The 14,679-nt window shown below is 37.2% G+C and carries 16 protein-coding genes; all 16 read right to left on the reverse strand.

What is annotated here, in order from left to right:
* Positions 1 to 157: 157 nt before the first annotated feature.
* On the reverse strand, positions 158 to 1,417 hold the full coding sequence (rseP, locus tag ACQKIM_RS05730) for an RIP metalloprotease RseP (RefSeq protein WP_427540386.1): 1,260 nt from the start codon (positions 1,415 to 1,417) through the stop codon (positions 158 to 160).
* Between the two features lie 46 nt (positions 1,418 to 1,463).
* The gene (gene dxr, locus ACQKIM_RS05735) at positions 1,464 to 2,609 is read right to left on the reverse strand and encodes a 1-deoxy-D-xylulose-5-phosphate reductoisomerase (RefSeq protein ID WP_427540389.1); all 1,146 of its coding nucleotides are present in this window, start codon (positions 2,607 to 2,609) and stop codon (positions 1,464 to 1,466) included.
* A 64-nt stretch (positions 2,610 to 2,673) separates the two neighbouring features.
* Positions 2,674 to 3,474 carry a phosphatidate cytidylyltransferase gene (locus ACQKIM_RS05740; RefSeq protein WP_427540392.1) on the reverse strand — a complete coding sequence of 267 codons (801 nt, stop codon included), beginning with the start codon at positions 3,472 to 3,474 and terminating at the stop codon, positions 2,674 to 2,676.
* On the reverse strand, positions 3,471 to 4,265 hold the full coding sequence (locus ACQKIM_RS05745) for an isoprenyl transferase (protein ID WP_427540395.1): 795 nt from the start codon (positions 4,263 to 4,265) through the stop codon (positions 3,471 to 3,473). The genes ACQKIM_RS05740 and ACQKIM_RS05745 overlap by 4 nt, the downstream gene beginning before the upstream one ends.
* A gap of 394 nt (positions 4,266 to 4,659) precedes the next feature.
* A complete protein-coding gene (frr, locus tag ACQKIM_RS05750) occupies positions 4,660 to 5,217 on the reverse strand; it encodes a ribosome recycling factor (protein WP_427540398.1) in 558 nt (185 codons plus the stop codon).
* Positions 5,217 to 5,942: a UMP kinase gene (pyrH, locus tag ACQKIM_RS05755; protein WP_427540400.1), complete on the reverse strand. Its 726-nt coding sequence runs from the start codon at positions 5,940 to 5,942 to the stop codon at positions 5,217 to 5,219. Before pyrH ends, frr begins: the two co-directional genes overlap by 1 nt.
* A gap of 422 nt (positions 5,943 to 6,364) precedes the next feature.
* A complete protein-coding gene (gene tsf / locus ACQKIM_RS05760) occupies positions 6,365 to 7,252 on the reverse strand; it encodes a translation elongation factor Ts (protein ID WP_427540402.1) in 888 nt (295 codons plus the stop codon).
* Positions 7,253 to 7,353: 101 nt separating this feature from the next.
* Positions 7,354 to 8,073 (reverse strand): 30S ribosomal protein S2, encoded by a 720-nt coding sequence (gene rpsB / locus ACQKIM_RS05765; protein ID WP_427540405.1) that lies wholly within the window; start codon positions 8,071 to 8,073, stop codon positions 7,354 to 7,356.
* 157 nt (positions 8,074 to 8,230) lie between these two features.
* Positions 8,231 to 8,803, reverse strand: coding sequence for a hypothetical protein (locus tag ACQKIM_RS05770; protein ID WP_427540408.1), 573 nt, complete (start codon positions 8,801 to 8,803; stop codon positions 8,231 to 8,233).
* Between the two features lie 9 nt (positions 8,804 to 8,812).
* Entirely contained in the window at positions 8,813 to 9,118 is a 306-nt protein-coding gene (locus ACQKIM_RS05775) for an RNA polymerase subunit sigma (protein ID WP_427540411.1), read from the reverse strand.
* Between the two features lie 37 nt (positions 9,119 to 9,155).
* Positions 9,156 to 9,926, reverse strand: a complete 771-nt coding sequence (locus ACQKIM_RS05780; protein ID WP_427540414.1) for a FliA/WhiG family RNA polymerase sigma factor — start codon at positions 9,924 to 9,926, stop codon at positions 9,156 to 9,158.
* A gap of 340 nt (positions 9,927 to 10,266) precedes the next feature.
* Complete coding sequence (locus tag ACQKIM_RS05785; RefSeq protein ID WP_427540416.1) at positions 10,267 to 10,638, reverse strand: hypothetical protein; 372 nt, start codon at positions 10,636 to 10,638, stop codon at positions 10,267 to 10,269.
* Entirely contained in the window at positions 10,638 to 11,144 is a 507-nt protein-coding gene (locus tag ACQKIM_RS05790; protein WP_427540419.1) for a chemotaxis protein CheD, read from the reverse strand. The genes ACQKIM_RS05785 and ACQKIM_RS05790 overlap by 1 nt, the downstream gene beginning before the upstream one ends.
* Positions 11,145 to 11,777 (reverse strand): chemotaxis protein CheC, encoded by a 633-nt coding sequence (locus ACQKIM_RS05795; protein ID WP_427540422.1) that lies wholly within the window; start codon positions 11,775 to 11,777, stop codon positions 11,145 to 11,147.
* A gap of 9 nt (positions 11,778 to 11,786) precedes the next feature.
* On the reverse strand, positions 11,787 to 12,233 hold the full coding sequence (locus ACQKIM_RS05800) for a chemotaxis protein CheW (RefSeq protein ID WP_427540425.1): 447 nt from the start codon (positions 12,231 to 12,233) through the stop codon (positions 11,787 to 11,789).
* A gap of 31 nt (positions 12,234 to 12,264) precedes the next feature.
* Positions 12,265 to 14,664: a chemotaxis protein CheW gene (locus ACQKIM_RS05805; protein ID WP_427540428.1), complete on the reverse strand. Its 2,400-nt coding sequence runs from the start codon at positions 14,662 to 14,664 to the stop codon at positions 12,265 to 12,267.
* Positions 14,665 to 14,679 lie beyond the last annotated feature (15 nt).

Here is a 14,679-nt window from a genome sequence, read left to right on the forward strand (position 1 = left end):
ATAAGTTTATACTCTAATTAGCATAAACAAATTTAGCTTTGAACGCAATGTTTCAAATAAATTGCGCTCAAAGCTATGTTTTCCATCCATGTTAGCCTTGACGTAATAATCACGCATAGGCTTCCTCTAACTATGATGTAATGTTAACCTTTCTTCGCTAAAAGAAGAATCGTTGAATATCATTCCATGTGACAACTACCATTAAAATCATTAATAGTACGATACCAACAAAATGGACCATACCTTCTTTTTGACGATCAATTGGCTTACCTCTTACTGCCTCAAAGCCGAAGAATAAAAGGCGGCCACCATCAAGAGCAGGAAGTGGTAATAAATTCATGATGCCTAGATTAATACTTAACATGGCTGCAAAATTCATTAAAGCATAAATTCCCCATGCTGCAACAGTCTCTGTCGTTTTATAAATCCCTACAGGCCCTGATAATGCATCAATTGTAAATTGACCAGTAATAAGCATTCCCAGTAATTCAAAAATACGCACTGTCATATGATATGTTTCTTGAGCACCATAGACGACAGCTTTTAAAGGGTTGTGGACTCTTGGGCTTGTCACTCCAATTTGACCATATGTCCCACCGTTTTCTTCTTTCACTTCTTTCACTGTCATTGTGAGATTTTCCGTTGCTCCATCTCGCTCAACTGTTACATTAATCGTCTCACCAGGTCGATTTTGTACAATCGAAACTAAGTCCTGCCACGTCTCAACAGCTTGTCCATCTATTGATTTCACCCGGTCTCCTGCAAGCATACCTGCCTGTGCAGCGGGATTGTTATCTACAACTTCTGTAATAATTGGCTCATTTGTAGGTACACCATTTAATAACCCAATCACTAAATAAATGAAAAATGCTAATATAAAGTTAAACAATGGTCCCGCAAAGATTGTCATTGCACGTTGTCCCACTGTCTTAGCATTAAATTGACGGTCATATGGTGCGATTAACGTTTCTTTTCCATTTTCAACCAGAATGCAATCCCTTGTCACACTATAACGCACTAAATTCTCTTCTTCATCATAGCCTTCAATAAATAAATCTTTTTCTAAATCAGCTCGTTCAACTTCTAAAAATAATAAGTCTGGTAACTGCTTGTTATTTTGATTGAAAATAATTTTTTGGACACGATTATCTTCATCAACAATAAGCCCTACACGGTATCCAGGTAGCAATTCCGTACCATCCATGTCATCACCAGCCATACGAACGTAACCACCAATTGGTAAAAGTCGTACCGTATAGATTGTTTCACCATGTGTTTTTCCATAAATTTTTGGACCCATACCGATTGCAAACTCACGAACCATAATTCCTGCGCGTTTCGCAAACAGGAAGTGACCAAGTTCATGGAAGAATACGAGCAGGCCAAATATTAATATAAATGCAATGGCTGTTTGCATAATACCCCACCTTTAAAAGTGAATAGTTAACATAATCTTACTTTTGTTATTTTACCATGTCTAACACTGTTTTTCTTGTTTCACCGTCTACCTGCAAAATTGTCTGTAAATCTGGCACTAAAATGTTGTTATGTGCCTGCATCACACGTTCGATTGTTTCATCAATTTCAAGGAATGTTATTTTCCCTTGTAAAAATGCCCCAACTGCCGCCTCATTTGCTGCGTTCATCGCTGTTAAAATAGTACCCCCAGTACGCCCAGCCTCATAGGCAAGACGCAATGCTGGATAACGTTCGAAATCCATTTCTTGAAAATGCAGCTGACCAATCTGTGCTAAATTGAGCCGTTGTCCATTATGCAAAGGCATACGATCTGGATAGCTTAAGGCATACTGGATAGGTACACGCATATCTGGAGTACCGAGCTGCGCAATGACACTAGTATCATGATACTCAACTAGAGAGTGAATAATACTTTCTCTATGTAAAAGTACATCAATTTTATCATAAGGCATATCAAATAGGACATGTGCTTCTATGACTTCTAGTCCTTTATTCATCATTGTAGCCGAATCTATGGTAATCTTCGCACCCATTGACCAGTTTGGGTGATTGAGTGCATCCGCAACGGTTACATGCTTTAATTCATCACGTGATTTGTCACGGAAGCTACCACCAGAAGCTGTAATAATTAAACGTTCGATATTTTTTGGATTTTCACCATTCATTGACTGAAAGATTGCAGAATGCTCACTATCTACTGGTAAAATTGCAACATTATATTTCTTAGCCTCTGCCATCACTAAATGACCAGCCGTTACAAGTGTTTCTTTATTGGCAATGGCAACTGTTTTCCCCATTCGAATTGCAGCTAATGTTGACTCTAGACCGACACTACCAAGAACAGCATTAACAAGAACTGTAGAATCTGGATGTGTAGCCACCTCAACAAGTCCTTTTTCTCCAAATGAAAATTGGATTTGAGGATACTCTTTAGCCAGTGTCAATGCATCCTCTTCTCGCTGAACAGACACCAACTCTGGCTTCAAAGCTTCAATCATTTCACGCGTTTTTTCGATATTCTTCCCAGAAGAAAATGCGACTAGCTGAAAGGCATTATGTTGTTCCTTTAAAATATCATAGGTTTGCCAGCCAATGGACCCCGTTGCACCAAGTAAACTAATTTTTTTCACGACAAATTGTCCCCTTTTTCTCTCTAACAAATGAAATACTACGTTCACATTAATCTAGATGGCTTTAATTTCCTAAAAAATGCAAAAAGTGTAATAATGGCACAACAAATAATAGACTATCAAAGCGATCTAAAATTCCGCCATGTCCAGGTAATATTGTTCCTGAATCCTTTACATCAAAATGACGTTTTATGGCGGACTCCACTAAATCACCCATCTGCCCGATGATTGATGCAAAAATTGTGATGAAAATAAGTGAGATATAGCCATTTGCAAATGGGTAAATAGCCTGCATCCCTACAGCAAAGATTACCGCAATCACAATACCGCCTATAAATCCTTCTATCGTTTTGTTTGGTGAAATTTCTGGCCATAGCTTATTTTTACCTAGCTTTCTTCCAACAAAATACGCTCCTGAGTCCGTCGTCCAAACAATTAGTAAACAGTAGACAACATATACTAGTCCTTCGTTTCTTGTTTCAACTAAATAATGGAAGCCTAAGCCTACATAAAACGCACCTAATAATATAAAACCAACTTCATCAAATGTGATTTTATTTTTGACAAGAACCACATAAATTAGCAAAAGCATAACGATGCCATACACAACCATCAAATTAGAAGAATAGCCAATTGCTTCTACTACCTTACCCGACCAATCCTTCGGTATAACAAGTAATAGTAAAATGAGTAACCCTAAAATACCGGGCACTGAAAAAAGTGAAATACCTTTCATTTTTAGTATTTCATAAAAGCCGACAACAGCCATTGCAAGCACAAGTAGTGTAAATGGTACATTTCCATAAATAACAAATGGAATAAAAAGCGCAGCTGCAATTATTGCTGTGATGATTCGTTGTTTCAAGTTGTTTCTTCTCCCTTCAACCCACCGTAACGGCGATTACGTTTCTGATAGTTTTCCACCGCTTCCAGTAAGGTCTCCTCGCTAAAATCTGGCCACAATGTATCTGTAAACCAAAATTCTGTGTAGGCGAGCTGCCATAGCATAAAGTTACTTAAACGTACTTCGCCACTTGTACGAATTAATAAATCTGGCTCTGGTAAATGAGCTGTCATTAAATGAGATGCTAAACATTCTTCTGTTATATCTTGTAGCGTTAATTGACCATCTTGCACTTTTTGAAGCATCGTTTTCATTGCATTGACCATTTCAGAACGACTTCCATAATTCAAGGCAAAATTTAAAATTAACCCTGTGTTATGCTTCGTCTCTTCCATCGCTTCAAACAAGGCTTTCTGTGTATGTGCGGGCAATAAAGCAGGATCTCCAATCATTTCCACACGTACATTACGTTCCATCATTTCTGGTAAAAACGAGCCTAAAAATTCAACAGGTAGACGCATAAGAAAATCTACTTCTGTTTTTGGCCGCTTCCAGTTTTCTGTTGAGAACGCATACACCGTTAAAACCTTTATTCCAAGATCTGACGCAAATCTAGTGATTTTTCGTACCGTCTTCATACCTTCATGGTGCCCGGCAACACGAGGCATCGCGCGTTTTTTTGCCCAACGTCCATTTCCGTCCATAATAATCGCAACATGGGCAGGAATTGGCTCGCTTTTAGCAAGGGCAACACGTTCCCCCAATGATAGTGTATCCATATTTATTTGTTTACCTAATAGCTTTTTAAACATGCTAACTCCCCCACTACAACTAATCGGACGTATACTAACCTATCATAACAAACAAAAGCACGTTTTGTCTTTTTTTTCCCTCTAAATTGACTATGTATGAACCAGCTTCATTTAGAACTACTTACAAGTAAGGTTTTTAAGGGGTGTTTCCCTTTATCTCATGCAATCCTCATCTATGTTTTAGTTTCACGTAAAGAACAGTTCCTCTTAATCCAAAAAAGAAAACAAAAATAGTTGAAAGGTATTTCTCTAAGACAATTAAAAGCTTGAATGTATGAGATTTGACTAAATCTGATACATTAAGATCTAATTGTAAAGAGAAAAGACGTCCTGATATATATAGGACGCCTTCATCTCCTTAAAAAGTTCCATCTTAGATATGTAAAGCGTCTGCTTACACCTCTAGAATTTCTTTTTCTTTTTCTTTCGTTACTTGATCTACTTTTACAATGAATTCATCTGTTAATTTTTGAATATCTTCACCGTAGCCACGTAGATCATCCTCTGTGATTTCGCCAGCTTTTTCAAGTTTTTTCAGATCGTCATTAGCATCACGACGAACGTTACGTACAGCGATTTTTGCATCCTCTGCTTCTTTCTTCACTTGCTTCACAAGATCTTTACGACGCTCTTCTGTTAAAGCAGGAATCATTAAACGAATGACAGATCCATCATTTGTTGGTGTAATACCAATATCTGATTTCATAATCGCTTTTTCGATTTCACCTAAGATTGTCTTATCGTAAGGCGTAATAACTAATAAACGCGCTTCTGGTACCGCAACACCTGCAAGCTGATTAATCGGTGTTGGTGCACCATAGTAATCAACCGTAATGCGATCTAATAGTGATGCGTTTGCACGCCCTGCACGGATTGATGATAATTCACGACTGAAAGCTGCGATTGTTTTGTTCATTTTTTCCTTAGCTTGTTCCAATACTTGTTTAGCCATTATGCATTCCTCCTAACAACTGTTCCAATTTTCTCGCCTAGTACGGCACGTTTAATATTACCTTGTTCTGTAATTGAGAAGACAATTAACGGAATATCGTTATCCATACATAAAGTAGAAGCTGTTGAATCCATTACTTGTAAACCTTGTTGAATAACGTCTAAGTATGTGAGTGTATCGTATTTAATGGCATTTGTATCTATTTTAGGATCTGCAGAATAAACACCATCTACATTATTTTTAGCCATTAAAATCGCATCTGCATCGATTTCCGCTGCACGTAATGCAGCAGTTGTATCAGTAGAGAAGAACGGATTACCTGTCCCTGCTGCAAAAATAACCACACGTTTTTTCTCTAGATGACGAACTGCTTTACGACGAATATATGGTTCTGCTACTTGTGTCATCACAATAGAAGATTGGACACGTGTTTCAATGCCTAATTTTTCAAGTGCATCTTGTAATGCTAGAGAGTTCATAACCGTTGCAAGCATACCCATATAATCGGCTGCCGCACGATCCATCCCCATTTCACTACCGATTTTTCCACGCCATATATTACCGCCACCTACAACAACAGCAACTTCTACATCAAGATCTACTACTTCTTTTACTTCCTCTGCAACAGCCTTGATTATTTTTGGTGATAAACCGAAGCCAGCTTCTCCCGCTAACGCTTCACCACTTAATTTTATAACTACTCGTTTATATTGTGGCACACTCATTGTAAACCTCCGTCAGACTTTATTTAAAACATCTCTATTCCCTTTTCCATTATAGTACAAATAACAATAATTGCTAGTTATGAATAAGGCAGAATAGGAAATTATGTGGCTCATTACACCATAAAATTGATTGATTTCCGTTCCGGCTAGGCGCTTTCCTGGGGGCGTCCGATGAGCCGCTTCGCTTCGTTCCAGGGTCTCATCTGTGACGCTGATCCCCAAGGAGTCGCCAAGCCTCCACTACAATCAACTTATATAAATAGCTTACATTTTTAACAAATATCAGCCACAACTTTTGCTAATGAGTCATTTATATCTCTTTTTCGCTAATTTCGGAAAAATAGGGAACACGCTATGTTGTGTTCCCCATTCTTTTGTCTAGAAAATCTAGATATTATTTGATTAGGATCAAATGTGACTAATTAGTTACCTTTAACTTGGCTCATTACTTCTTCAGCAAAGTTATCTTCACGTTTTTCGATACCTTCACCTACTGCATAGCGTACGAAACCATTTACTGAACCACCAGTTGATGCAACGAAGTCACGCACTTTTTGGTCAGAGTTTTTAACGAATGTTTGGTCAAGTAAACAAACATCCTCGAAATATTTACCAAGGCGACCTTCCACCATTTTAGCAACGATGTTTTCTGGTTTACCTTCGTTAAGTGCTTGTTCAGTTAATACTTTACGCTCACGTTCAACTTCTTCAGCAGAAACCTCATCGCGAGAAACATAAGTTGGGTTGATTGCCGCGATATGCATAGCAACATCTTTTGCAGCAGCAGCATTTGTAGAACCTTCTAAAGTTACTAATACACCGATACGACCACCCATGTGTAAGTAAGAACCAAATGCATCCGCATCTGATTTAGTTTTCACTTCGAAACGACGAAGGTTGATTTTTTCACCAATTGTTGCAACTGCTGTTGAAATTTGGTCAACAATTTTAACACCTTCAGCATTTGAAAGCTCTAATGCATCCTCAACAGATGCAGGTTTAGCAGCAAGTAATTGCTCTGCTAAAGATGTAACTAAAAATTGGAATTTATCATTTTTAGCAACGAAGTCAGTTTCAGCATTTACTTCAAGAATAATTGCTTCGTTACCATTTTCTAAAATGTAAGTTGTACCTTCTGCAGCGATACGGTCAGCTTTTTTAGCAGCTGAAGATAGACCTTTTTCACGTAGGAAGTCGATTGCAGCTTCTAAATCGCCATCTGTTTGTACTAACGCTTTTTTACAATCCATCATACCAGCGCCAGTTTTTTCGCGTAATTCTTTTACTAATTGTGCAGTAATGTTTGCCATTTAGTGTTTCCTCCTCAAATTGGTTGGACAAATTTTAGTGATAGGTTCTAAAAAAGGTGATAAGGGTTCTGAGCCACTTATCACCTTTTTGTAAACGTGAATTACTCAGCAGCAGCTTCTACAGCTGGAGCTTCTTCTTCACCTTGTTTTGACTCGATTAAAGCGTCAGCCATTTTAGCAGTTAAAAGTTTAACAGCACGAATAGCATCATCGTTAGCAGGGATTACGTAGTCGATTTCATCTGGATCGCAGTTTGTATCAACAATACCTACTAGAGGGATGTTTAATTTACGAGCTTCAGCAACCGCAATACGTTCTTTACGTGGGTCAACCACGAACATTACGTCTGGAAGATCGTGCATATCACGGATACCGCCTAAGAATTTGATTAGACGTTCGTGTTCTTTTTTAAGTTGGATTACTTCTTTTTTAGGTAGAACTTCGAAAGTTCCTACTTCTTCCATTTTTTCGATTTCTTTCATACGCGCAACACGTTTTTGAATTGTACCGAAGTTTGTAAGAGTACCACCTAACCAACGTTGGTTGATGTAGTAGTTGCCTGAACGTTCAGCTTCATCTTTGATCGCTTCTTGTGCTTGTTTTTTCGTACCAACGAAAAGAACTTTACCACCGTCTTGACCAACTTGACGCATGAAGTCATAAGCTTCCTCTAATTTTTTAACAGTTTTTTGTAAGTCGATGATATAGATCCCGTTACGTTCAACGAAGATATATTTCTTCATTTTTGGGTTCCAACGACGAGTTTGGTGACCGAAATGTACACCAGCTTCAAGTAATTGTTTCATAGAAATTACTGACATGTGAATTTCCTCCTAGTATGTTTGGTTTTTATCCTCCGCATTTATCTCTTGCAACAAGCTACCCTAATCTTAGAGCACCACTTACTACATCAAAATGCGTGTGTAGTAACAACACCATTTGCAACTATATCATAGCTTTACCCTATTCGCAACTGTTTTAGCTATGAAATTTCAATAAAAGCTCGATTTCTGTCTTGCCTTTTTGGAGTTGTTTCGCAATTTCCTCTGATGTTTTTCCTTGTTTCGCTAATTCAATGGCTTGTTGCTCTATTGTTAATACCTTTGGTTGTTCCTTTTCTGCCTCATTCGTCATACTAGCAGATTGTACTGTTTTTGAAACAGTTTGTTGCTGACGTGAATAAGCACTCGCTACAATGTTTTTAGGTATATATTTTCGTGAGTCAGTCGCTAAAGTAGCAGATTCTTGTTCTTTTTTCGTTTTTTCAGTAAGCGGTTCTTGTTCCTTCTGAATAACAATTTTTTCAGTTTGCTGCAAAGCATTTACTTTCACTTCTGATTTTGAAACGCTTTGCAATTCTTGTATTAAACGATTATTTTCATCTTTCATATCTGCTAAATAGACACTAATTGTATCATCCATTTCGCGCATTAAACGTTCCTGTTTCTTTTCTAAATCTTTAAATTTAGCTAATTTCGTATTTAAAATAATAAGGAAGTAAAATGAAAGCAACTGTAAGAAAAATAGAATCGTAATTAGTATGGTTGTCATAGTAAACTCCTATCCACTAAAATCTACAAAATTCCCTTTAAACGGATGTCGTGCCTGTTTTTCTTGCTTGTCACTCTTTTTCTTTTTTTTGCGAGTCCCCTTAATGTACTCGCCACCCGCTTCTTCATCTTCACTAATCTCATCCATACCTTCTGAAGTATTTACAATTTTTTGCTTGCGATCGATTTCTTTTTTCAGTGCTTCATTTGCATGTGCTTGTTGAGCCAAAGTTTGCTGCTGTGCCTGATCTGCCATTTTCCCTGCCTCAAATGTTTTTGGAATAGCAATTTGTAATTCTACACCCTTTAAACTCATTGGAATTCCTCCCTTAATGTTATGTATCTAATCATCATTAAGCATTAATCATCTCACTAGATAATAACTTTCGCAGCTTTAATAGCGCCTTTGAGTGAATTTGTGAAATACGTGAAGTTGATAATTCAAGCATTTCACCGATTTCTGTTAAGGTCAATTCCTCTGTATAAAATAAGCTAAGCACCAATTGTTCCTTTTCATTCAATTTTTGAATATTCTCCGCTAAATCACCCAATAATTCTGATTTGATAATAACCTGTTCAGGCGTTTTTGTTGTATCATCCCTAATAACAAATGACTTTCCATCCGTTTCTTCCTGATCTTGTTGCTCGTTAATGGAAAGGACATTTGAAAAGAAATGCTCCTGTACAGTTTGATAGACTTCCTCCACTGGTAATTCCAAATTTTCAGCAAGCTCCTCTGGTGTTACATGACGCATATATTTTTGTTCTAACCGTTCAATTTGAACATCTAATTTCTTAGCTTTTTCACGAGCAGAACGAGGCAACCAATCTTCCTTACGTAAACCATCTATAATTGCTCCTCTTACTCTAAAAGAAGCGTATGTATCAAATTTCAAATCTCTCTTAATATCAAATTTATTTAATGCATCAAATAGACCTACCATGCCTAAGCTTGTTAGATCGTCTCTAGATACATTTTTTGGTAAGCTCGCGCCAATACGTTGTACATGATAAGAAACTAGTGAAATATATTTTTTAATCAGCAAATCCCCAGCATCTGGATCACGGTCATGTATCCAACGGTTCCACAGCTTTTGTTCATCGTTTAGATTTGGTTGTGTCATGAAATCCACCTCTCTTAAGAAAACGCATTTATCATTCAGTAGGTGTTTGGACACCCACTGAATGAAGATAAAGTGATTACCATTCTTTCCTACATTATAGCAAGAATCGACCATAATTTCATTTGTTTCTCCTACTCTCTTACATATTGTTTAAATTTATGAGTGTGTATAATTTAGTTCATTGCTAAGTATTTAACTTAGTTTCTATAACTTGTGCATTTATGAAAAAATGTTTATTGAGAAGTTAATAACAAGAAATGAGGTCCTAATTTTCATTGCTTGATGCTATTCAATGCATTCACTATAACAAAAAAAGAGCCGCAACTCGCGACCCCTTATTTTATGCATTTACTTGCTGATGCTCTTCACGACTCATCATCGTTCGTACAACTTGAGCAATTTCTTCTGAGCTTTCATCCTGAAATTCAACAGTTGAACTAGCAGAAGATGCTTCTTGATTGCCTTCTTGAAGTTCGTCGGATGCGTTTTCTTCCAACTCACCTTCACCAATTGCTTCTTTATCCTCTGGTGTATATAAAATATAGGCAATTATAAAGCGAACTATATACATTACGAAAAACACAATTATGGCTGCTACAAATGATCCTATAAGAATACGTAGTGGCGTAAGAGGTTTTTGAAATGTACTAAAAAAATAAATTGAAAAGGCAATTAGCGCTCCCCATAGGTTGTAAAAAATAGTACCAAACATTATATTTCGCTCACTCCTTGGTTAACTGTTCGAATATGTAATGTTGACGTTGCGGGATTAAATTCAATTGTTCTGCCACTATTACCACCAGTGTCTTCAGCAACTAATGGGATGCCATGAAGTTTCAACTCACGTTTTACAGCCTCTACATTACGTGGACCAATGCGCATCGAGTCTTTATCTGAAGTAAATTGGAACATTTGCGCACCACCTGCAATTTTTGCCTTTAACTTGAATTTTTGTACGCCTTCTATTTTTAATAAGTCAATCATAGCCGAAATACCTGTATCAGCAAATTTGGCTACGTTTATTGACTCCTGTCTACCTAAACTTGAATCTGGCAACATCACATGTATTAAACCAGCAATTTTTTTTGACTCATCATATAAAATAACACCTACACAAGATCCAAGACCTGATGTTCTGATGGTGTTTGGTAATTTTACCACATCCATTTGTGCAATTCCAACTTTAATAACTAGCCCGCTACTACTATTCAGCATCATCTATGAAACTCCCAATGCCTTAAAAATAGCATCAAATGAATCTGGATCGGGCAATAAGAAAAAGTGGCCCCTTACTGTTTCGTGATCCTCTACACCGTCTTCAAAAATGGATGTGTTTATGACGATAACATTATCGCTTACATGTGATAATTCAATTAAGCCAATACTGATAATAGCACCAAACATATCAACGCTTAGCCCTGGTACAGTTGGATAAATTTTCAAATTTGTAAAGTCAGATAACGCGGATAAATAGGAACCCGATAAAATATTCCCCATTTCCTGCATAGCTGATAATCCTAACTCTGAAACTGGTCGTTTTTTAAAGTCAAATGATTCATCATAAATAAGACGACGGATAAAACGATTCGCTTGTTCGATTGGCAAGATAAAGAACATACTGCCTTCAGCATCACCTTCGATGCGTAGAAAGATGCCAACTACAACATTTTCAGATCCACCAGCAAGCTCCATCATGTCATTAAACGACACCATTTCTACCTTTGGTACTCGCATGTCAATTTTTTTTCCGAGTAAATTGGAAAGTGCTGTCGCAGCATGCGCAGCACCAATATTCCCAATTTCCTTTAATACATCTAAATGTAGTGATGTAATCTTTTGATTAAATGTCATTATCGATCCCTACTTTAGTGGATTTAGTACTTTCTCTAAATGCAATAAAATTAATAATCGTTTATCAATTTTAGCAACTCCTGAAATAAACTCTTCTTCAAGCGAGCCGACTACTTCTGGCTGTGGCTCGATTGAATTAGCAGGGATGTCTAATACATCATTTGCAGAGTCTACGACGAAGCCTACTTCCATATCTTCTAATGAAATAATAATAATACGTGTTGTTTCTTCGTGCTCAGAAATTGGTAAATCAAATCTTTCTCGTAAATCAACAATAGGTGTTACGACACCACGAAGGTTTATGACACCTTTCACATATTTCGCTGTTTTTGGTACACGTGTAATATGCATTAATTTTTCAATCCCTTGAACATGTGACACTGGGATTGCATATTCTTTATCGGCTAATTGAAAGACTATTACTTTAATACTTTCTTGTTCCACTGCATTTGTCATGATTTACACCTCTCTTATTCATTCACCTTACTTATTTTATAAGTGCGTTACAGTCCACAATTAAGGCTACTTTTCCGTTACCTAAAATAGTTGCACCTGAAATAGCAAAGATATTTGTTAAGTAATTGCCTAATGACTTCAGTACAATCTCTTGTTGGCCAATGAATGAATCCACAACTAAACCAGCAAGTTTCTCACCTTTTCGAACGATGACTACTGAATGGAATTCATCATCCTGCTGCTCTTTACGAGGCACTTCGAAGATTTCTTCTAAGAACACAAGCGGGACAACTTTACCACGGAAGTCAATTACTTTTTGATTATGTGCATTCATAATCTCTGATGAACGGATAATAGAAGTTTCAATTATTGATGAAAGTGGAATAGCATAAATCTCTTTTTCAATTTCTACTAACATAACAGAAATAATCGATAATGTTAGAGGTAATTGAATTGAGAAAATTGATCCTACATCTTGTGTGGATTCAATTGAAATATTTCCACCTAAAGATTCAATTGTTGTTTTCACAACGTCTAATCCAACGCCTCGCCCAGATACATCTGAAATGACATCAGCTGTAGAGAACCCAGATGCTAAAATTAACTCGTTAATTTGCTTATCTGACATTGAATAGGATTGCTCTTGTGTCACAACACCTTTTGATATTGCTTTTGCTAATACTTTATCACGGTTAATCCCTGCGCCATCATCCTCAATTTCGATAAAGACATAGTTACCACTATGATATGCACGTAGTACAACTGTTCCTTCTTCTGGCTTGCCTTTAGCACGACGCGCAGTAGGATTTTCAATACCATGGTCAACAGAATTTCGGATTAAATGAACAAGTGGATCCCCAATTTCATCGATAACTGTACGATCTAGCTCTGTTTCAGCACCAATAATTTCGAGGTTAATTTTCTTGTTTAGATCACGAGATAACTGACGAATCATTTTCGGGAAGCGATTGAATACTGTTTCAACCGGAACCATACGCATCGTTAAAATAATAGTTTGTAAGTCACCCATGACGCGGCTCATACGTTCCACTGTTTCATTTAACTCTCCATGGTTAACTTCAGTTGCAATAGACTGTAGTCGTCCTCGATCGATAACAAGTTCTTCAAATAAGTTCATTAATATATCAAGTCGCTCGATATTTACACGAATTGTTTTATTACCAACAGGCGCATGATTTTTTTCAGCCTTAGCAGGCGCCGCTGCTTTTGCAGGTGTAGGTTTTGCAGTATTTGTTTTTGGTGCAGTAGCAGGTTGAGCCTCAACTTCTACCGTTGCTGTTGCCACTACTTCTTGAATTGCTTGTTCTTTTGCGCTATGTTGCTTTAGTTCGATCATTGCGACAATCACTTCTTCGACTTCAGAAACTTTCATAATCTTTTTCCGCATATCTTCAGCAGATTCTTTTGTTACGAAAGCTACGTAAAATTGTTGGTCGAACTGTTCGTCTTCAAGCTTATCTACAGATGGAGTTGATTTAATGACATCCCCATCTTTTTCTAATATTTCAAACACCATAAATACACGTGCTGCTTTCAAAAGACAGTCCTCACGTAATTTCACTGAAATTTCGAATGCATTGAAACCTTGTTCAGCAGATTGTGAAATAACGGTTTGTTCAAAGCCGTCATACTCTAACACACTTGCTACATCAGTAGTTGGTGTCTCAATAGTTGCGACAATCACTTCTTCAACTTCTGAAACGCTCATAATCTTTTTCTGCATATCTTCAGCAGATTCTTTCGTTACGAAAGCTACGTAAAATTGTTGGTCGAACTGTCCGTCTTCAAGCTTTTCTACTGATGGATTTGCTTTAATAACTTCCCCATCTTTTTCTAAAATCTCGAACACCATAAATACTCGTGCTGCTTTTAAAAGACAGTCCTCACGTAATTTGACTGAAATTTCGAATGCATTAAAACCTTGTTCAGTAGATTGAGCAATAACTGTTTGTTCAAAGCTGTCATACTCTAACACACTTGCTACAGCTGTAGCTGGTGTCTCAGTAGTTACTACTTCAGGAATCGCTTCCTCACCTAATTCAATACGCTTTAATTGAGCAACGGTTGAAGATACATCTCGCTTTCCATCTCCACCATTTGCAATGTCCATCACCATTTCTTCTAAATGATCTACAGACTCAAAGACAACATCTAGAATTTCTGGCGACACATGAATTTTCTCGTTTCGGATTGCATCTAATACGTTCTCCATTTTATGCGTTAAATCTGCTAAATCCTCGAAGCCCATCGTTGCAGACATACCTTTTAATGTATGTGCCGAACGGAAAATTTCCCCAACAATCGCCAAATCTTCCGGATTTTTTTCTAATTCTAATAAATGTTCACTACATGCTTGTAAATGTTCTTTACTTTCTTCGATAAACATCTCTAAATATTGATTTACTTCCATAAGAGGACACCCCTT

It is taken from the genome of Lysinibacillus sp. NPDC047702, from assembly GCF_050272555.1.
Classification (GTDB): Bacteria; Bacillota; Bacilli; order Bacillales_A; family Planococcaceae; genus Lysinibacillus.